Annotated in this window: 20 protein-coding genes; 9 read left to right on the plus strand and 11 right to left on the minus strand. The window is 61.3% G+C overall.

Annotated elements, in window-relative coordinates; translation table 11 throughout:
• Window positions 1-810 (plus strand): peptidyl-prolyl cis-trans isomerase, encoded by an 810-nt coding sequence (locus tag IB285_RS00105; RefSeq protein ID WP_190786272.1) that lies wholly within the window; start codon window positions 1-3, stop codon window positions 808-810.
• Window positions 807-1,808 (plus strand): HupE/UreJ family protein, encoded by a 1,002-nt coding sequence (locus IB285_RS00110; protein ID WP_328705821.1) that lies wholly within the window; start codon window positions 807-809, stop codon window positions 1,806-1,808. Before IB285_RS00105 ends, IB285_RS00110 begins: the two co-directional genes overlap by 4 nt.
• Here the strand turns inward: IB285_RS00110 and IB285_RS00115 are convergent.
• Genes IB285_RS00115 through IB285_RS00130 form a run of 4 tightly spaced genes read right to left on the minus strand, consistent with a single transcriptional unit; the run spans window position 1,805 to window position 6,142 of the window.
• Entirely contained in the window at window positions 1,805-3,223 is a 1,419-nt protein-coding gene (locus IB285_RS00115; protein WP_190786273.1) for an efflux transporter outer membrane subunit, read from the minus strand. The genes IB285_RS00110 and IB285_RS00115 overlap by 4 nt on opposite strands.
• Window positions 3,224-3,228: 5 nt before the next feature.
• Window positions 3,229-4,215, minus strand: a complete 987-nt coding sequence (locus tag IB285_RS00120; protein ID WP_190786274.1) for an efflux RND transporter periplasmic adaptor subunit — start codon at window positions 4,213-4,215, stop codon at window positions 3,229-3,231.
• 32 nt (window positions 4,216-4,247) lie between these two features.
• Window positions 4,248-5,009: an ABC transporter ATP-binding protein gene (locus IB285_RS00125; RefSeq protein WP_234033011.1), complete on the minus strand. Its 762-nt coding sequence runs from the start codon at window positions 5,007-5,009 to the stop codon at window positions 4,248-4,250.
• The gene (locus IB285_RS00130) at window positions 5,006-6,142 is read right to left on the minus strand and encodes an ABC transporter permease (protein ID WP_190786275.1); all 1,137 of its coding nucleotides are present in this window, start codon (window positions 6,140-6,142) and stop codon (window positions 5,006-5,008) included. The genes IB285_RS00125 and IB285_RS00130 overlap by 4 nt, the downstream gene beginning before the upstream one ends.
• A gap of 94 nt (window positions 6,143-6,236) precedes the next feature.
• Between IB285_RS00130 and IB285_RS00135 the strand changes: the two genes are divergently transcribed.
• Window positions 6,237-6,863 carry a TetR/AcrR family transcriptional regulator gene (locus IB285_RS00135; RefSeq protein ID WP_190786276.1) on the plus strand — a complete coding sequence of 209 codons (627 nt, stop codon included), beginning with the start codon at window positions 6,237-6,239 and terminating at the stop codon, window positions 6,861-6,863.
• Window positions 6,864-6,989: 126 nt separating this feature from the next.
• Window positions 6,990-8,954 carry an ATP-dependent zinc metalloprotease FtsH gene (gene ftsH, locus IB285_RS00140; RefSeq protein ID WP_234033013.1) on the plus strand — a complete coding sequence of 655 codons (1,965 nt, stop codon included), beginning with the start codon at window positions 6,990-6,992 and terminating at the stop codon, window positions 8,952-8,954.
• A gap of 62 nt (window positions 8,955-9,016) precedes the next feature.
• On the opposite strand, the gene IB285_RS00145 is transcribed toward ftsH, so the two are convergent.
• The 3 genes from IB285_RS00145 to rpoZ form a co-directional block, all read right to left on the minus strand.
• Window positions 9,017-10,081 carry a DUF3667 domain-containing protein gene (locus tag IB285_RS00145; protein WP_190786277.1) on the minus strand — a complete coding sequence of 355 codons (1,065 nt, stop codon included), beginning with the start codon at window positions 10,079-10,081 and terminating at the stop codon, window positions 9,017-9,019.
• A gap of 81 nt (window positions 10,082-10,162) precedes the next feature.
• Entirely contained in the window at window positions 10,163-10,894 is a 732-nt protein-coding gene (locus IB285_RS00150; RefSeq protein WP_190786278.1) for a ParA family protein, read from the minus strand.
• Between the two features lie 215 nt (window positions 10,895-11,109).
• Entirely contained in the window at window positions 11,110-11,454 is a 345-nt protein-coding gene (gene rpoZ, locus IB285_RS00155; RefSeq protein WP_190786279.1) for a DNA-directed RNA polymerase subunit omega, read from the minus strand.
• Between the two features lie 107 nt (window positions 11,455-11,561).
• On the opposite strand from rpoZ, the gene IB285_RS00160 reads away from it, so the two are divergent.
• Complete coding sequence (locus tag IB285_RS00160; protein WP_190786280.1) at window positions 11,562-12,746, plus strand: phospholipase D-like domain-containing protein; 1,185 nt, start codon at window positions 11,562-11,564, stop codon at window positions 12,744-12,746.
• Between the two features lie 13 nt (window positions 12,747-12,759).
• Here the strand turns inward: IB285_RS00160 and IB285_RS00165 are convergent, their stop codons facing one another.
• Window positions 12,760-14,268, minus strand: coding sequence for a replicative DNA helicase (locus tag IB285_RS00165; RefSeq protein ID WP_190786281.1), 1,509 nt, complete (start codon window positions 14,266-14,268; stop codon window positions 12,760-12,762).
• A 148-nt stretch (window positions 14,269-14,416) separates the two neighbouring features.
• Here IB285_RS00165 and IB285_RS00170 point away from each other — a divergent pair, with 148 nt between their 5' ends.
• Genes IB285_RS00170 through IB285_RS00180 form a run of 3 tightly spaced genes read left to right on the plus strand, consistent with a single transcriptional unit; the run spans window position 14,417 to window position 16,091 of the window.
• Complete coding sequence (locus tag IB285_RS00170) at window positions 14,417-14,923, plus strand: UPF0262 family protein (RefSeq protein ID WP_190786282.1); 507 nt, start codon at window positions 14,417-14,419, stop codon at window positions 14,921-14,923.
• An 8-nt stretch (window positions 14,924-14,931) separates the two neighbouring features.
• Complete coding sequence (locus tag IB285_RS00175; protein WP_190786283.1) at window positions 14,932-15,663, plus strand: glycoside hydrolase family 25 protein; 732 nt, start codon at window positions 14,932-14,934, stop codon at window positions 15,661-15,663.
• Window positions 15,660-16,091, plus strand: a complete 432-nt coding sequence (locus tag IB285_RS00180) for a cytidine deaminase (protein WP_190786284.1) — start codon at window positions 15,660-15,662, stop codon at window positions 16,089-16,091. The genes IB285_RS00175 and IB285_RS00180 overlap by 4 nt, the downstream gene beginning before the upstream one ends.
• On the opposite strand, the gene IB285_RS00185 is transcribed toward IB285_RS00180, so the two are convergent.
• The 3 genes from IB285_RS00185 to IB285_RS00195 are packed head-to-tail and all read right to left on the minus strand — an operon-like array spanning window position 16,088 to window position 18,601.
• Entirely contained in the window at window positions 16,088-16,780 is a 693-nt protein-coding gene (locus IB285_RS00185; RefSeq protein WP_190786285.1) for a DUF4197 domain-containing protein, read from the minus strand. The genes IB285_RS00180 and IB285_RS00185 overlap by 4 nt on opposite strands.
• 52 nt (window positions 16,781-16,832) lie before the next feature.
• A complete protein-coding gene (locus IB285_RS00190) occupies window positions 16,833-17,972 on the minus strand; it encodes a M14 family metallopeptidase (RefSeq protein WP_190786286.1) in 1,140 nt (379 codons plus the stop codon).
• Window positions 17,969-18,601, minus strand: a complete 633-nt coding sequence (locus IB285_RS00195) for a hypothetical protein (RefSeq protein WP_190786287.1) — start codon at window positions 18,599-18,601, stop codon at window positions 17,969-17,971. The genes IB285_RS00190 and IB285_RS00195 overlap by 4 nt, the downstream gene beginning before the upstream one ends.
• A 110-nt stretch (window positions 18,602-18,711) precedes the next feature.
• Here IB285_RS00195 and IB285_RS00200 point away from each other — a divergent pair.
• Window positions 18,712-19,235, plus strand: a 524-nt coding sequence (locus tag IB285_RS00200; RefSeq protein ID WP_190786288.1) for an NAD-dependent epimerase/dehydratase family protein, incomplete at its 3' end; no start/stop codon positions are given.

Consider the following 19,235-nt stretch of genomic DNA (forward strand, 5'->3'; position numbering starts at 1 on the left):
GTGACACTTCCTAGCTGGGCGCGCGAGCCTCTGGTCCACTTCCTGTTTGCAGGGGCCCTGCTCTACGCGTTTTTCGCTTGGTCCGGAGGGAGTGAGGTGGACCCCGCCTCGCGCGTGATCGACGTCGATAAAGACCAGCAGGCGCAGCTCGCGGTTCAGTTCGAACGGGTCATGGGCCGTGCGCCGACCGATGCCGAACTCGATGCGCAGATCGACCGCTTCGTTCGTGACGAGGTTCTCTACCGCGAGGCGCTGCGGCTGGGGCTGGACCAGGGCGACGCTGTCGTGCGCCGCAGGCTGGTGGCGAAGATGGACCTTGCAGCCGGAGCCGCTGCCGAGCGGGCTGCAGTGGATGACGAGACGTTGCGTGCGTATTTCGATTCCAATCGGGACCGATATGCCGAGGGTACCTCGCTTACATTCGACCAGCTGCTTTTTTCCGATGAGGGTTCGGCGCGCGCCGCGCTCGGCCGATTGGCCGCCAGCGATGGCTGGCAGTTTGAGGGGGAGAGATCGACACTGCCGCGCACCATAGATGGCAAATCCATGCGCGATGTCGGCGGCGTATTTGGCGAGGCTTTCGCCCGATCAATCCTTGAGCTTGAGCCGGGCAATGGATGGCAGGGACCGCTGCAATCGGGGTATGGGTGGCACGTTGTGCGCCTTCGTAAGCGATCGAGCGCGGCGGCGAATTTCGAGGCAATTCGCGCGCAGGTGGAAAACGACTGGCGCAGCGAAGAAATAGCCGACCGTAAGCGGCAAGCCTACGAATTGCTCCGCGATGCCTATCGGATCGAGATCGATCGGTGAGATTATGGGCCAGCGCTCTCCTGACGGCATTGCTCGCGCTGCTGGCTGCACCGCTTTCCGCCGATGAGCTTCGTCCTGCTGTGTTGGAGCTTACGCAGACCGGGCAGGATACCTGGTCGCTCGAATGGACCGTTCCGGTAACGCCAAGTACCCGCGGCCAAGCCTTCCCATTGGCTGAACCTGTCATCCCGCGAAACTGCGCATTGCTCGGCGAGCCGGTCCGGCGGGCCGCGCCGCTCGCGCTGCTGGGACGAGCGAACCTTCAATGCAGCGATGAGCTCGCGGGGACGGAATTCGGTCTTAGCGGGCTTATCGGAAACAACGATGCCATCGCCCGCTACGTGCCGCTCGATGCACCAGTGCAGTCGTTCCGCCTGACGCGTGAAGTACCGATCGCCGTCATTGCGGCAAAGCCCGATCGGTGGGCAGTCGCACGCGACTATTTCGTGATCGGCGCCGAGCACATTCTGTTTGGGTGGGACCACCTGCTGTTTGTCATTGCGCTTGTCTTTCTCGTGGGTGGGGGTTGGGCCGTGGTCACCGCTGCGACGGCTTTCACGGTCGCCCATTCGATCACCCTGGTCGCGACGACGCTGGGTTATACCGGCTTGCCGAGCCGGCCCGTAGAAGCGTTGATCGCGCTGTCCATCGTCTTTCTCGCTGTCGAGGTGATGCGCGCACTTCGCGAGCCGGATCGCAAAACATGGACGCGCCGAGCCCCGTGGATCGTAGCCTTCGCGTTCGGCCTGCTGCACGGTTTCGGATTTGCGGGAGCGCTCGCCGATATCGGTCTGCCCGAAACAGAGATCGCCAGCTCGCTGATCGCCTTCAATGTCGGTGTCGAGGCCGGCCAACTTTTGGTGATCGCGGTACTGATGCTTCTGCTGTCGCTCTTGAGGCGATCCGCGGCCTCTGCGGAAACGCCCGCGCTTCGCCTCGCAACTTACGGTATCGGAATAACGGGCAGCTTCTGGCTGTTCGAAAGGATCGTCGGCTAGCCTTCCGCCTCGCTCTCGGACGGAGTGCCACCCAATGCTTGCCATAGCAGAACGCGCGCCCTTTCCGCCCGTCCAAGCGCAGCGGCGGCGCGCTCTCCGCTTGCATCGGCTGCGCGGCGTGCTTCCAGCACTTCGAGGAAATTGGCGAGCCCTGCACGAAAGCGCGTGTTGGCAAGGCTTGCGGCGCGAGCGAGTTCATCGCGCTCCTGCACGGCAAGCGCGGCTTCGGTATCGGCTGCGTCGATCAGACCGTATGCGGCCTCGGCATCGCCGAGCGCCTGAAACACCGCACCGCGATACGCGGCGAAAGCGATGCGTTTGTTGGCAGCGGCTCCATCGATTTCCGCTTCGATCCGGCCGAAATCAAGAAGCGGCGCGGCAAGACCTGCTGTCAGTGTCCCCACAATCGAATCCTCTTCGAAGAAGTCGCCCGGGCTGAAAGCGAGCAGCCCGACGACTGCCGAAAGCGTCAGCCTGGGGAAGCGCGCCCGAGCCGCTGCGGCGAGCTCTGCGTCGGTCGCGGTCAGCTCGCTCGCCGCGGCGAGGACATCGGGTCGGTTGGCGAGCAAGTCAGATGGCAGTGCCAGCGGGGCAGGGGCGGGGTCCAACGATATGCCGGGCTGCGCGAGCGCGGTCGCGACTTGCGCGCCACTTTGCCCGGTCAACGTGATCAGGCGGCCGACAATGCGCACCCGCTCACTTTCAAGCGCCGCAAGCCGGGAGCGCGATGCGCTGGCCGCGGCCTCGGCCCGGACGCGGTCGAAACCGGGCGCGATCCCTGCGTCTTCGCGCGTCTTTGCGAGCGATGCGAGCTGGAGCGCCGCGTCGACATCCTGCTGCAAAGCCTCACCACGAGCGGAAAGCACGCGCCAATCGATCACGCTGCCTGCGATCTCTGCAAGCAGCGCGATCCTGACCGCGTTCGCCGAAGCGCTGGCACCGTCGATCCGGGCAATCGCCGCGCGCTCCTGGGCCTTTAGCCGGCCAAACAGATCGGCGTCCCAACTGGCGACGAGATTGGCGCCGTAGGAGACCTGCTCGGTATCGATGAAGCCGCCCTGCGCTGCGCCATCGCCGAACTGGTTGGGATTGATCCGCGTCCCCGTCACGGCTCCGTCGACGCTTACATTCGGAAGGCGCTCGGCGCCCGCCTGGCGTGCGCCGGCGCGTGCGGCTTCGATCCGGGCTACCGCTTCGGCTAAGCTCGGACCGTCCCGCAGTGCATCGGCGGCAAGCGTTTCGAAGGCAGGATCGTCCTGCGGAAGCAGCGCAGCAACCGTCGATACGACATCTTCATCGCCGGAAAAGAAGAACTCGCCGGGCAATTCGGGTGTCGGCGTTGCAATTTCAGGCGGCGGGCCCGCAACGCACGCGCCGAGCAGCACGGGTAGCGAGAGAGCGATCAGGTGGCGCATGAGTGCTATTCCTCCTCGCCCGCGGCTTCGGCGGCGGGAATGAAAGCATCCACCTGCTGCCCGACCCGGAAGACGTCACTTTGGGGGAGCGCGTAGATGATCTGGAGCACGCGTACATCGACGCGTTCTGCGGCGCTGTTGGTAAGCTGGCGTTTGGGCACGACGAGCGGCTCCGCGCGCACGAACTTCGCATTGGCCCGGATGTCGGCTGCACCTCTAGGGGAGACGATGGCATCGGCACCTAGCTTTACTCGCACGGCCTCATTCTCATCGACATCGACGCGAACGTGCAGCGGCGTCGTCTCGCCCATCTGGATAAACGGGTCCGAGCTCCCTCCCTGCGTCGACACGAATTCGCCGAGGCGGATATTCACCGCGAGAATTTCACCGGTGATGGGCGCGCGAACGGTTAGCCTTCCCAATTCCGTGCGCGCGCTGCCCGCTTGCGCCTGAGCGGCGCTGAGCCGGGCGCGGGCGAGTTCGAGCCGGGTTTGCGCTGCCGTGGCATCGCCCTCGGCCCGGATTACTTCCGCGCGGCTGACTGCCGCCGGATCGTCCAGATTGTCGTAGAGCGCAAGCTGCTGGCTCGCTGTGCGCTGCGCAGCCTGGGCCTCGGCGATTGCAGCGCGGGCTTCGCTAATTGCAGCATTGGCTTCGGCGAGGCGGGCTCGCGCCGCGCGGTCGTCCACGAGGAACAGCGGTTGTCCCTTCTCGACCCTGTCGCCCGGTCGCACGCGCAGATCGGTGACGAGCCCGGACAGCGCCGAACCGATATCGATGATCTCGCTCGATGGTTCGACGAGGCCAGTACCGGCAACCCGCGGAGAATTGGCGAGATCGCCGGTTGCCTTGGGCGGCTGCTGCTCAGGCTCACTGGTCGAGCGATCGGGCAGGTCTGTAAAGATGTAGAGCGCTGCAACGACGAGGCCGATCACCGCCAAAATCGGCAGGACCTGACGCGAAAAGCTCACATTCTTGGGAAGGATGGACATGGTTTCCTCGGGTGCCTTACTCTGTAATCGGTTCAGTGATCTTCGGGCATTTCGGTGCCGTCATGGGTGACCTCGCCGTCCTCGAGGACGAGGATACGGTCTGCGAGGTCGAAGATACGGTTGTCGTGGGTGACGATGATGCAGGCGCGATCCTTGGCGACCGCGACCTCGCGCAGCAGATCCATGACCCGCCGTCCGGAATTGGCATCCAACGCCGCAGTCGGCTCATCGCACACGACCAGACGCGGCTCGTGCACAAGGGCGCGGGCGATCGCGACGCGTTGCTGCTGACCACCGGAAAGCTGGCTCGGCAGCTTGTCCGCCTGATCGCCGATATTGAGCTTATCCAGAAGCACCTTCGCCTTTTCGCGCGCTTCCTCGATCTCCATGCCTTGGGCGATCAGGGGCACTGCCGCGTTGGCAGCGGCATCGATCGACGGGATCAGATTGTACTGCTGGAAAATGAAGCCGATGTTGTTCAGCCGGAAATTCACCAGTTCGCTGTCGGAAAGGCTGTAGATGTCGGTGCCGAATACTCTCACCTCGCCTTCGGTTGGCCAGAGGATGCCGCACATGATCGAGATGAGCGTCGTTTTGCCCGATCCACTTTCGCCGACGACATAGGTCATCTCACCCGGTTTGATGTCGGTATCGATCCCGTGGAGCACGCGAATGGTGGTCTGCCCGCTTTCGAAGTCGCGCACGATACCGCGCGCGCAAATCGCCGCTTCAGGCGCGCATCCGCCGATTGCGCTCGTATCCATCGGGGTTCCGCTGTCCTGCCCGGTGCTCATCTGAACACCGCCGCCGGCTCGGTGCTCAGCACGCTGCGCAAGGCGATGAAGCCCGTGATCGCAAGAATGATGATGACGGAAACAAGACTGATCAGCGGGATCTGCCAGGGTATGTAGAACCCTTTAAAGAAAGGGTTGCCGCTGAAGGCATAGATGAATGCGACGGTGCCGATCACGCCAAGGGCGTAGCCGACTGTTCCCACCAAGGCCGCCTGAGCTCCGACCATGCGGACGATCTTCGCATTGGTGACGCCGATCGCCTTGAGGGCGCCGAACTGTTTGATGTTGTCGCGAATGAAGAGGCTGAAGGTGAGGCCGACAATTGCAACGCCGACCACGAAGCCAAGAACCACGGTGATGCCGAAATTGGTCGGAATGCCGGTATTCTCGATGATGAAGTTCACCCCGGCATCGGCGAATTCCTCGCGCGTTTCAGCCTTGAGCCCCGTCTGCTCCTCGATACGGGCGGCGACCTCGTCCGCGGTAAGGCCTTCCGATACGCCTGCCAGCACGAATGTCAGGCGGTTGCGCGTACCGGGCACGAAGTTCAGCGCCTGACTGTACTTCGTATAAAGCGTTACCTGGCTGGTGAAGGAAGGGATCGAGTCTGCAACCCCTCGAATCACCGCACGCTGGTCGTTGAGTTCGAGGCGCTGTCCGATCGGGTCTTCGCCGTTTTCGAACAGGTTCACCACACCGCCATCGTCGATGATGACCGTGTCCGGCTGAGCGAGGATTTTCTTGTCACCCTCGACCAGACGTTCGGGAAGGCCGATCAGAGTCGCGTCATCGACCCCGATGATCGCTACACCTTCAAGGTCGCCTGAGCCCGTCCGAACGGAGGCGGCGGCGCGCAGATGCGGAACCGCCCATTCGACTCCGGGGACGGACCGGACTTCGTCGAGCGCGGTTGAGGGCATCGCGTAATTGACATCGGTCGTGCGGCTCACCGGGTCCATGACCCAAATCTCCGCTTCGGGAGCGTTGTAAACCCCGCTCGCTCCGCGTTCGATCAGATTGACGAAGATGGTCAGCTGCTGGGTGATCAGCAGCGTCGAAAATGCGATGCCGAACAGCAGTCCGTAGAACTTCTGCGCATCGCCGGTCAGCATTCGGATTGCGATCCAGAGCACGTATTCGGAACCTTTGCAGAAAGCGGGGGTTGCGTAGTTGGGTAGTCGGTACCATTATTGAACGGTAGCGTTTAATTGAACGGAGCCGTTCACTTTGTCAACAGTCATTCGCAGAAGGCAGGGGCGGCCCTGCGATCTCGATAAGCGCAAGGCGATAGTCGAAGCGGCTGCGCAGAGCTTTTTCGATGTCGGATACGCTGCCAGTTCGATTGAGCAGATCGCGCTCAATGCAGGCGTTTCAAAAGTCACGATTTACAATAATTTTGGCGACAAACGCGCTCTGTTCACCGCGGCTGTCGAACTCGAATGCGAAAAGATGCGCGGCCATTTCCGCATCGAAGACATGCCGCGCGGGTCGATCCGTGAACGGCTGAGGGTGATCGGGCAGGCGATGTTCGCATTTCTGTCACGCCCTGAGATGATCCAGTTCGAGCGGCGTATCGCCGCTGAAACGGAGCACGAACCGGCGATTGGGCAGGCGTTTCTCGAGGCAGGGCCATGGCGCATGAAGCAGGCTTTCAGCGCGTTTTTGGCCTATGCCGCCGCAAATGGAGAGCTGAACGTCGATGATCCGCAGCTCGCCGCGGAACAGTTCGTTTCCATGTGCAAGGGAATGGGCGATTTGGAGCGCCGTTTCGGCGCGCAAGTCACCGCCAAGGAAAGCGACCGAAGGATAGCAGGAGCGGTAGAGGTGTTCCTCGCCGCTTACAGTGCGAACTGACCTGTGACGCAGAGATCGATATTTCGCATCACGCTGTTCGAAAATAAGCACCTTGCGCGAATGGCCGCGTTATCTTGCCATTCACCGGTCTGACCCTACATTATCGGGCGAGAAAGGAATCCCCTGATGAGTGACCCTAACGATCCGCAGCAGCAGCCACCCGAGGGCCAGAACCCGTGGATCAAGCAATTGATGATCTGGGGCGGCATTTTTCTTGCCCTGCTTCTGGTCGTTTCGCTGTTCAACAATGCGGGCCAGAACCCCGGTACCCAGATCCAGTATTCGGAGTTCCGCGCGCAGGTGGCCAATGGCGACGTGCAGGAAGTTGCGCTGGGCGAAGACCTCATCACGGGTACCTTGAAGAACGGGCAGACGTTTTCGACCGTGCCCGTCCCGGCAGACACCGGCATAACGCAATTGCTGCAGGAGAACGACGTGCGTTTCTCCGGCAAGCCGCGCGAAGAGCCCAATCTGCTGCTTTACATTCTGATCCAGTCGCTCCCCTTCATCCTGATCCTCGGCATCGCGTTCTTTGCGCTGCGCCAGGTCCAAAAAGGCGGCGGGGGCGGCGCAATGGGCTTCGGCAAATCCAAGGCCAAGATGCTGACCGAGCGATCGGGCCGGGTGACGTTCGATGACGTCGCCGGGATCGATGAAGCGCGCGAAGAGCTTGAGGAAGTCGTCGAGTTCCTGAAAGACCCGCAGCGTTTCTCCAAGCTTGGCGGCCAGATTCCCAAAGGCGCACTGCTAGTCGGCTCGCCCGGTACCGGTAAAACGCTTCTCGCCCGCGCGATCGCAGGTGAGGCCGGCGTTCCGTTTTTCACGATTTCAGGTTCGGACTTCGTCGAAATGTTCGTCGGCGTCGGCGCCAGCCGCGTGCGCGACATGTTCGAGCAAGCCAAGAAGAACGCGCCCTGCATTGTCTTCATCGATGAAATCGACGCGGTTGGCCGTTCGCGCGGCCACGGGCTCGGCAACTCGAATGACGAGCGCGAGCAAACCTTGAACCAGCTGCTCGTCGAGATGGACGGTTTCGAGGCGAATGAAGGCATTATCATCGTCGCTGCGACGAACCGCCCCGACGTGCTCGACCCGGCGCTGCTGCGTCCGGGCCGCTTTGACCGCCAGGTCGTGGTGCCGATCCCCGACATCGATGGCCGCGAGAAAATCCTCGGCGTGCACATGAAGAAGGTGCCGCTTGCGCCCGACGTTAACCCGCGCACGATTGCTCGCGGTACGCCGGGCTTCTCGGGCGCCGATCTCGCCAACCTCGTCAACGAAGCTGCGCTGCTGGCGGCGCGCCGTAACAAGCGCCTCGTGGCCATGCAGGAATTCGAGGATGCGAAGGACAAGGTGATGATGGGTGCGGAGCGCCGCTCCATGGTCATGACCGATGACGAGAAGAAGATGACCGCCTATCACGAAGCTGGTCACGCGCTTGTCAGCATCAATGAGCCTGCGTCCGATCCGATCCACAAGGCGACGATCATCCCGCGCGGCCGCGCGCTGGGCATGGTGATGCGCCTGCCGGAGCGCGACAACTACTCGTATCACCGCGACAAGATGCACGCGAACCTCGCCGTGGCGATGGGTGGGCGTGTGGCCGAAGAAATCATCTTCGGTCACGACAAGGTGTCTTCGGGTGCGTCGGGGGATATCCAGTACGCCACCGATCTCGCGCGCAACATGGTCACCAAGTGGGGCATGAGCGACAAGCTTGGTCCGCTGCAATACGAGGAAAGCCAGGAAGGCTATCTCGGCATGGGCCAGACCGCGCGCACGATGGCGGGCGCCGAAACCAACAAGATGATCGACGCCGAGATCAAGGAACTGGTTGAAGGCGGGCTGAAACGTGCCACCGACATCCTGACCGATCAGGAAGACAAGCTGCACCTGCTCGCGCAGGCGATGCTCGAATACGAGACGCTGACTGGCGATGAAATCAATCAGCTGCTCGAAAACGGCAAGATCGACCGTCCGGACGAGCCCAAGGGACCGACGAAGGTCGTCCCAACGCATGGCAGCGCCATCCCCAAGGCAGGTAAACGCTTTGGCGGATCGAAAGGTGGCGAAGCACCGCAAGGTGCCTAATCCATGGTGTGATGATCAACGGCCGTCCGGAGCGATCCGGGCGGCCTTTTTCATGCGCGAAATCAGAACGCGCCCAGCACCAGCAGCGCCTGAAGAAACAGTGCGACGACAATCCAGATAAAGACGCTCAGTACAAGCAGCCGCCACAGGGCCGAAAAGCGGCCGAGGTCGTAAGTATGTCGCAGCTGCTTGTAGAGATGGATTGGCGGTACGAAGGCAATCAACATTCCCCCGAGCCACGCCAACGGCTCGACCGCGAAAACTGCGGACGCCACGATGAACAGCAGCGACATGAAACCGAGCGAGTAAGTCACAAAGACCGCGTGGTCGTACGCCTTGAAACGGCGCCGCCAGGCAAAGGTCAGCCAAACGAACGGTACCGAAAGCGGGATCAGGAGCCAGCTGAATTTGTATCCGTTCGCCTGGAGCTTGTAGAGCATCAGCCCCGGATTATCCTGCCACTTCTTGACCAGCCCCTTATCGAGCGAGTCGATCCCGGTCAGATTTATGTTCAGGCCGCTATCACCGCTGAGATCGATTGAATCCGTTTGTGCGAGCTCCTCTGCGCCAGCGTCCAGCTCTGAGATCTCGTTTTCGATTTCAGCACGGCGGGGATCGTCCTCGGGGAGCGTGTCGAGCTCCTCCTGGAGTTCGGAGCGAACAAAGTCCACGCCCTGCTCGACCACAGGTGCGTCGCTCGAACGACCGAAGCCTTCCTCGAGATCGGTCGGGGCGGTTATGCCGAGCGCCTGAAAAACAGCGAACATCGCGAAGACGCTGAACAGGAACATCGCCATCGGGCTGACGAACTTTGCTCGCTCGCCTTCGATGTAGCGCCGCGTTAGCTGCCCCGGTTTGAAGACCAGCAACGGAAGCGTGCGCCAGAACTTGCCGTCGAGGTGCAGCACTCCGTGAACGAGATCGTGCGCCATTGCCGACAGCGTGCGGTGGACGTGCTGTTTCTGACCGCATGATTGACAATAGGGACCGAGCGGATCCGCGCCACAATTGAGGCAGGCACCGCCGTCACCTGCGGCAACGCCAGTTTCACCATGCTTCGGCTCGACGGCCCTCGCGACAAGCCCGCCTTCGATAGCACCGCCAATGCCTTCGGAAATGTCGTTCATCCGGACCCCCACGAATTCGGGGACTATATATACGAGAGAGCGGGGCGCTGGGAAGTGGGGCGGTCCGCTGCCCGCAGATGCTTAGAGCTTGGCCAGTTTTCTTTCGATGGCGGTCCAGAGCTGCGCAAAGGCCCGCGCGCCGGGCGATCGCGGGGCGAGAGCACCAACCGGCTGCCGTGATACCGCGCATTGCTCGATCGCGCTTGCGAGCGGGATTGCCGGCCATTTCGGGTTCGCCTCGCGCGCCTGTTTATGGAGGTTACGGCGCATATCCAGCATCGAAAGCACCGGCAGGATCGGCGGATGTCCTTTGCCGCTCCCCCGCACTTCGTCCACTACCGTTTCGAACGCCCGCGTCGAAAGCGGGGAGGGCGGTAGCGGCACGATAACGAGGTCGGCGGCGCGCATGACCTGCGCGCTCACCTCGTTCAGGACAGGCGGACAATCGAATATGATCCGGTCATAATCCTTGTTCAGCGCTGCGGTCAGCTTGGCCAGACGCTTTTTCTTGCCGATCTGGCTGAACTGGCGATCGAGGGTGCGGATGCTCTCGTCTGCCGGAAGCAGATGGAGATTGTCGTGATCGGTCTTGCGGATCAGCTTGGACGGGCTGCGATCGGCGGAAAAGACGGTTTCGGCTGTCCGCTTCTTCTTGGGATCGACGCCCAGCAGAAAGCCCGATCCGTTCGCAGGATCAAGGTCCCACAGCAAAGTCTGCCGCCGGGAGATGGTGGCCGCGCACCACGCCAGATTGACCGCAAGAGTCGTTTTACCAACCCCCCCTTTGACACTGTAGACTGCGATCGACGCCATGACGTTCTACCGGTTTCCTCTGTTGTCCCGGGGCTGCAAGGCGGGAAGCCCTGCCCATCGAGACAGTGTTACATCCGGTCAGGCCCAGCGCAAGGATTGGCACGCCAAACGAACTGCCCGTCTGGCCGTGATCCCATCTGAAACGAAAAAAGGCCACCAGTCTGGCGGCCTTTTCCAAAAACGGGACAATCGACCCGCAATCATGTCTGATCGGATCAGCCGTCGTAATCGGCGCCGATCGATGTGGAGCGGGTTGGTGCGCTTGCGGTGATCCGCAGCGCCTCTGCCGACTGGCTCAGCGAACCGATCTCATCGGCGTCGTCTTCGTCATCGGGCAGGATTTTCTGAAGGTTGGTCACGAGCGATTCGTGCAATTCCTTCGGCTTGATCGTTTGCTCTGCAATTTCGCGCAGGGCCACAACCGGGTTCTTGTCGCGATCGCGTTCGATCGTCATTTCGCTGCCACCGGAAATTTCGCGCGCGCGCTGTGCGGCGAGCAGGACGAGGTCGAAGCGGTTTGGAACCTTGTCGACGCAATCTTCAACGGTAACGCGTGCCATCGGCGGGCCTTTTCAATCGGATTTTCTGAAGAGGCGCTGCATCTAGGGTTGCGAGGGAGCGGAGTCAAGATTTTGCAACTTCTCGCGGACCTAAGCATTGGTTCCATGTGTCTGGTCAAGGTTCCATACAACTCCGCAGCGAAGCAGCCTGCGATTTCGTCGATGCCGAGTGCTTTGATGTGGAGGCCGCAGGCCATACCTTTGCGTTCTATCCTGATGGGGCATCTCGGCGTGAAGCCCTGATCGAGTTGATCGACGATGCCGAGAGTTCGCTCCACATTTTCTATTACATGTTCCAGGATGATGAATCCGGCCAGAAAGTCCTCGATGCGCTCGTACGTGCGGCCGATCGCGGGATTACGGTCGAATTGATCATCGACGATTTTGGCAGTGATGCGCCCGATAAATTCTTCGATCCGCTGATCGATGCGGGTGGCTCCTTCCGAAAATTCTCCGCTCGTTTCAGCGTGCGTTATCTGATCCGCAACCATCAGAAATTTGCCATCGCCGATGAAGCGCGCGTGATGACCGGAGGTTTCAACATTTCCGATCACTACTTCAACGACCCGCAACGGAACGGCTGGTGCGATCTTGGCGTCAAGATCGAAGGCGAGGTCGTGGATCAGTTCAAGAATTGGTACGATCTGCTCCGCGACTGGATCGACCACGATGGTTCCGAGCTGCGGCGCATCCGCCGGATGGTGAAGGACTGGAATGGCGGAGACGGCGCGGTCCAATTGCTCATAGGCGGTCCTTTGACGCGGAAGAGCCGCTGGGCGCTGCGTTTCCGCAAGGATTTGGCCGAGTGCGACAAGCTGGATTTCGTCACCGCCTATTTCTCCCCGCCGCGCAGCGTAAGGCGGCAGATGCGCAAACTCGCTAAGCGTGGGAGCCTCAGGATGATCGTCGCTGGTGTGTCCGACATAGACGCTGCAATAGATGTCGCACGGATGCATTATCGCAAATTGCTCAGAGCAGGAGCGAAAATCTTCGAATTTCAGCCGTGCAAGCTGCACATGAAGCTGCTCGTAATCGACAATTTCAGTTATTTCGGCAGCGCGAACCTCGACAAGAGATCGGTGCGCCTCAACGTCGAACTTATGGTCCGGATTGAGGACGAGGCGCTGGCCAGGCGCCTGCGGGAATTCATCGATCACATGGAGGCCGCCAGCAGCGAAGTCACGCCCGAATGGTATCAGCAGCAGTCAGACTGGTTCACACGGCTGAGGCGGCGATTCAATTATGCGCTGTCGATGGCCGATTACCGCATCACGGCCGGTTTGGCCGGGTGATTGTCAACAGCCGCTATTCGTAGCCGTAATCCGAATAGTCTTTCATGTTCGGCGACGTGAACTTCGTGATTTCGCTCTGGAAATGCAGCGGGACGTTGCCGGTCGAACCATGACGCTGTTTGGCAACGATCAGCGACGCCTTGTTTTTCAGTTCGAGATAGCGTTCTTCCCATGTCCGGTATTTCTCGACCACGTCGGCGCCGCTGGTTTCGGTCGGCATGTCCGGGCGCACCGCCTCGTGATAATAGTCGGCGCGGTAGATGAACCACACCATATCGGCGTCCTGCTCGATTGAGCCGGATTCGCGCAGGTCCGATAGCATCGGGCGTTTGTCGTCGCGCTGCTCGACCGCGCGGCTGAGCTGCGAAAGCGCGATCACCGGAACCGACAATTCCTTCGCCAGCGTTTTCAGTCCGCGGCTGATCTCCGAGATTTCGTTCACGCGGTTGTCGTTGGCGCGGCCCGATCCCTGGAGCAGCTGCAAATAGTCGACGACGATCAGGCCGATATCGTGCCTCCGCTTCAATCGCCGCGCGCGCGTGCGAAGCGCCGCGATGGTGAGGGCCGGGGTATCGTCGATATAAAGCGGAAGCGCGGCGAGGCGCTGGCTTGCGAAGCTGAGTTTCTGGAAGTCCTCGCGGCTCATCTTGCCGGTCCGCAGCGTTTCGGAGCTGATCTCCGCCTGCTCTGCGAGGATACGTGTGGCGAGTTGGTCTGCGCTCATCTCCAGACTGAAGAAAGCGGTTGGCGCGCCGTAATTGTGCTCGCCGCCATCGCGCTGCCAATCGAGATGCGCCTCGGCGCAGTTGAACGCGATATTTGTCGCCAGCGATGTCTTGCCCATACCCGGACGCCCCGCGAGGATCACAAGGTCGGAATTGTGCAGGCCGGCGGTTTTCTGGTCGAGCACTTCGAGGCCGGAAGTCTTACCCGACAATCCGCCGCCCGAATTCATCGCGGCCTCGGCCATCTTGATCGCGGTCAGCGCTGCATCGCGGAAGCTCGATGCCTCGTTCCCGGTCGCGGCCCCTTCGGCGACCTTGAACAGGTCGGCCTCGGCCTGGCTGATCCGGTCCATCGGATTGGTTTCTTCCGATGTGTCGAGCGCGCCTTCGACGAGGCCGCGGCCGACGCTGACCAGCTCCCGCAGCAAAGCGAGATCGTAAATCTGCTGGGCGAGTTCGCGCGGGGCGAGCAGACCGGCACCATTCGCTGTCAGCTGCGCGAGATATTTCGGCCCGCCAAGCTCTTTGAGCGCCTCATCCGCTTCGAAATAGGGGCGCAGTGTAACCGGCGAGGCGGTGGCGTTGCGCTCGATCAGCGTGAGGATGCGTTCGTAAATCCGCTGGTGCAGCGGTTCGAAGAAATGATCGGGCCGGATCGGGGTCTGCAATTCCTCGATCACCCGGTTGTCGATCAACACCGCCCCCAGAAAAGCAGCCTCCGCCTCGAGATTGGAGGGAAGTTTGCGAGCGGTTGTATTATCGTCCGCGACGAGTTCGAGTTTTCCGGGTTCGGCCATGCACCCCTGATGCGATTTTTGGCGCTGTCATTGCAAGGCCAAAGCGCCTGAATTTATTTTCGGCCGGCCCGCTTGCGCTGTGGATAGCGGGGATTGCAAATCTGAACGCTTGAAGTGTGACCCTTCTATCTGCGAAGGCGAGCGCGTTATGGCCGATCTGCCTTCCGATTCCGCGAATACGCATCGCATCGCGCACATCGCTCTCGATGAAGAGACGATCCTGTGGCGCAATGCCGATGTCGAGCAGGAGCGGCGGGTCGCGATCTACGATCTGATCGAGGAGAACACCTTCAAACCGGTCCGCAGCGCCGAACGCGGGGCGAAGGGGCCTTACCGTTTGCACTTGGGTGTCCGCGATGGCCGATTGGCGATGGAAATCAGTGACGAAGATGAGCAGGAGCTCGAGACGCTTCTGATCGGGCTTGCCCGTTTCCGCCGCCCGATCCGCGAATATTTCGCCATTTGCGACAGCTATTACCAGGCCATCCGCAAGGCCACTCCGGCTGAGATCGAGACGATCGACATGGCGCGCCGTAGCATTCACAACAACGCTGCCGAACTGCTGCTCGAACGTCTTGGCGGCAAGGTCGAGACCGATTTCGCGACCGCGCGGCGTCTCTTCACGCTTATCTGCGTGCTCCATATCAAGGGCTAGCGGCGGTCATGGCGAAGAGCAGGCGCGCGAGTTCGTCGCGAAGGAAAAAGGCGGGTGCAGGCCGCTGGCTGCTGCGGCTCGTGGCGCTTGTCGCGCTGTTCGGCATGGTGTTCGCCGGGTGGTTCTGGTGGGACATGCGCGACTGGAAACCCGACGAAGCGGCCTACCCGGAACAAGGAGCGGTCATTGCCAGCGGCGCATCGGGGACCAGGTTCGAAACACTGAAAGCGCTGGGCGGCGATTTCGTTTATCTCGAATTGGCGCCGGTCGGTGGCGCGCCCGATCCGGGCTTTGCCGCGCGATTGAAGTCCGCACAGGCATCGGGCCTGAAGGTGGGAGTGATTTATCCGTTCGATCCTTGCCGCCGGGCCGATCCGCAAAGTGCCAGGTTCACCCGGATGGTCCCGCGCAGTGGCGAATTGCTTCCGCCGGCAGTCGCGCTGCGCAATGTCGCAGATGGCTGCGATGCATCCGTGAGCGATGCGGCGGTGGAAAGCGAGCTGCTCACTCTGGTCAATCAGATCGAGATGCATGCCGGTAAACCGGCGGTGCTCAAGCTCAGCCCGACCTTCCAATCGCGCTACAATGCGGCGCGTACCTTTTCTCGCGACCTGTGGCTCGCACGCGACCGGGCACGCCCTGATTACGCCGGGCGGCCATGGCTGCTATGGAGCGCGAACAGTCAATTGGTGAGCGCAGCCTCACCCGATCCGATCGAATGGGTGGTGGTGCAAAGATGATGTTGAATGAGGAGACCGAAGCTCGCCTGATCGCGGCGGCGCGCGAAGCGGCCTTGCATGCCTACGCGCCTTACTCCGATTACCAGGTGGGGGCGGCATTGCTCTTCGCAGATGGCGCGGTGGTGACCGGCAGCAATGTCGAGAATGCGAGCTACGGCCTTTCGCTTTGTGCAGAAACCGTCGCAGTGTCGCGCGCTTTGGGTGAGGGTAGGCGAGGCGGTTTGGAGGCCGTCGCGGTTATCGGCCCGGAGGATAAAGGCGACGGTGCGCCTATCACGCCATGCGGCCGGTGCCGCCAGGTGCTCAACGAGATCGCTCAGCTGGGCAGCACTGATCCGGTGGTGGTTTGCGTGGGAAAAGACGAAGTGCGCAAGGTTGCGCTATCCGCGCTCCTGCCGCACGCTTTCGGGCCTGCGCACCTCGATTAATTTCCGAGCAGACTGCCCAATCCGCGCAGCGGGTTCTCGCGGAAATTTCGCTCCTCGCTGCCAATATAGGCGAATATTCCATCCAGCCCTTGATCGGTAACAGAGCGATTGATGCTTTGCCTGTTCAGACCTGCGTCGCGGATGAAGCTGTGCTGCCCGGCCAACCCGTCGAAGGTCGAATATACGCCCAGTTCCTCCAGTGCACTGTCGACCAGCGGCTCGAGCCGTTCGTGCAGCCTGTCGTTCGATGACTGCCGTAAATACTGGGTGCCGCCGTCATCTTCGCGAATGATCCCAGGCGCGTCGCTGAAAGAAAGATCGTCGATCGCGTCACGGAAAATCGGCTTGGCTTCGCCAGCGGCAACCCCGGCCGCATCGTTGATTGAGCGCGTGATGCCGCCAAGCACCCCTGCCGTGCTGTTTTCGCCCAAGATCGAACCGAGCAGGCCGCCGGCGCGGCCGCCCAGATCGCCTACGATCGGCAGGCCGATGCGGATGGCCTCGTCATTGTAAAAGGCGCCCGGTTGCGCGAGCTTGTCGAGAGCGTTGTCGGTTGCCTGTCCGAGTATCGATGAAAGGCCCAATCGGCCCTGTGCCGCGGCGCCCGATGGGATGGCCGCGAGCAAGCCGGTTGCAGCCGAACCGGCAATGAGTGTCCTTCTGCTTGTAAGGATTTTATTCTCTGCCATCTTCACTCTCCCGTCACCGGGCGCGATGATAGCACGGCTTCACGCAATTATGTCAGCCCTCTTCCGTCTCCAGCCATTCCAGCAATGCGGCGAGGCAATCGCGCGCGAGAAGCTTGCACCGCTCGGGCGACCAACCCTGCTCCGGCTCGGGAAAGTCAGCAAGGTCCTTGTACGGCATCTCCAGCGTCATCGCGCACGCACCATAGCGCTCTGCGACCAGATTGGTGCTGATGGTCAGGTTAGCCTTGCCCGCTGGCGCCTTCGGATAGCCGAGCTTCGTCTGGAAATCGGGCGTCCGGCGATCGAGGATGCGCTGATACCGATAGAATTGCTCGCCATGTTCGTCGGTCCAGCTGGGGATGCCTTCGTAACCTGCGAGGAACACCGCAGGGATCGCCTCGTCGCCGTGGACATCCATGGCGTAATCGACGCCCGTTTCGTCCATCCGGTTCCTGATCGCGAGGACTTCGGGCGATTTCTCGGCGCTCGGTTCGGACCATTCACGGTTGAGGTTCGTGCCCGCCGCATTGGTGCGCAGGTGACCACGGCGCGAGCCATCGGGATTGCAGTTGGGCACGATGTGCAGACGGCAATGCTTGCGCAAACCGCGCGCCACCGGTTCGGCGGGGTCGGTGAGGCATTCGAGCGCGCCTTCCATCCACCATTCGGCCTGTGTTTCGCCCGGATGCTGACGTGCATAGAGCCAGATCTGTTTATCGCCTTCGCCCATTTCGAGCATGTCGAGCGGCTGGCCGTCCAGCGTTTCGGTGAGCCTGATTAGGTCGACGCCTTCGCAGGCAGCGGCTTCAGCGACCAGATCGTGATGCCGTTCCATCGAATAGGGCGCGAAATAGGCGAACCATGCCACGTTCGATGCCGGAGTGTACCGGATCGTCAGCGTCCCATTGCCCGCCGTTTTGTCGAAGTCGCTTGCCGCGCGCGCCCAATATTCGCGGTCTTCCGAAACGCACGCGTCGTAATCGGGCCAGCCGCCCGGATAGGCGCTGTTGTTGAGGCCGGTTATCTTGAGCTCGATCTCCTCGCCTGCGGGTGCGGTGACGCGGAAATGAAACCACTGTGCGAATTCGGAATTATGATCTTTCCGGATCGCCAGCTTGGCGCTGTTGCCGTCGATGGCGAGCGTTTCGATATTCCCGCTGTCGAAAGCGGAGTCGATGATGATTGCGGTCATGGGGTCCTTTCAAGTTCATCGACCGATACTTGCACCGTTTCGCCATTGCCACCCGGAAAATCCTGGAAAAGCGCAGCGGCAAGAGCCTGCGCACTCGCGCCTATTTCGGAGTAGGGCGAATTTACCGAGGTTGGCAGTTCGGACCGACCTTCCCACAGCGTTTCGCCGGTATCTGTGGTGATCCTGACCGACAGCTCGCTGACGAGTTCAGGGCGTCCATCGCCGCCCCCGAGATTGATGCCTACGCCCAGTCCGACGCCGCTGCCGAACGATCCGGTCGAGGCGCCGCCGCCCACCGTGACAGGGCCGCGCCGATCGAACCGCTCGATGGGGCCGCGCGATGTGCTGATTGCGGCTTCCTGCACGCCGCTGCCGCGTTCCATGACGAGCGTGTATCCAAGGCTTTCAAGCTCGCCGGCCACCGCATCGGCAAAGGCGGCGCGCGCTATTTCATTGGTGATCTCTCGCGGGAAGGTGAGCGTGATATTTCCCTCGCCCAGCCCAACCGGGTTTTCCGCTACGAACCGGGTCACCTCGACCGGGCCGGTATAGGTGCCGGCGCATGCCGGAAGCGCCAGGATGGCAAGCGCGGCGAGCGATGTCCGAAAGGGGTAGAATGGGCGGGTCATGGTGCTTTCCTCTTAAGCCGTTCGAAAGTGAGCGCATTTTCAAACGCAGAACGCCCCGTTATGCACTCGGGTTCCTTACGCGATGCGGCAAACATAGGTGACATATTGCCATGAAAGATAGCCCGAAGCCTTCCGTTCTCGTCACCGGAGGAGCCGGTTATATCGGCAGCCATGCCGTGCTGGCACTGAGAGATGCGGGGTGGGACGTTGCCGTCATCGACAACCTCAGCACCGGGTTTCGCTTTGCCGTGCCTGATGATGTGCCTTTGTATGAAGGCGATATCGAGGATGCGGACTTGCTCGCGCGGATTTTCGAGGAGCAGGGCACGGGTGCCATCATGCATTTTGCAGGGTCGATAATTGTGCCCGAAAGCGTCGAGAAACCGCTCGATTATTACCATAACAACACGGTAAAAAGCCGCGCGCTGATCGAAGCTGCGGTTAGGGGCGGTGTTGCGCATTTCCTGTTTTCATCGACCGCGGCGACCTATGGAATGCCCGAGGTGTCGTCTGTCCCGGAGGAAGCGGCTGGGAAACCGATCAACCCCTATGGCTGGTCGAAACTCATGACGGAGCAGATGCTGTCCGACACGTCGGCGGCGCACGCGCTCAATTACTGCGCGCTGAGATATTT

This window comes from Erythrobacter rubeus, assembly GCF_014705715.1.
GTDB classification, from domain to species: domain Bacteria; phylum Pseudomonadota; class Alphaproteobacteria; order Sphingomonadales; family Sphingomonadaceae; genus Erythrobacter; species Erythrobacter rubeus.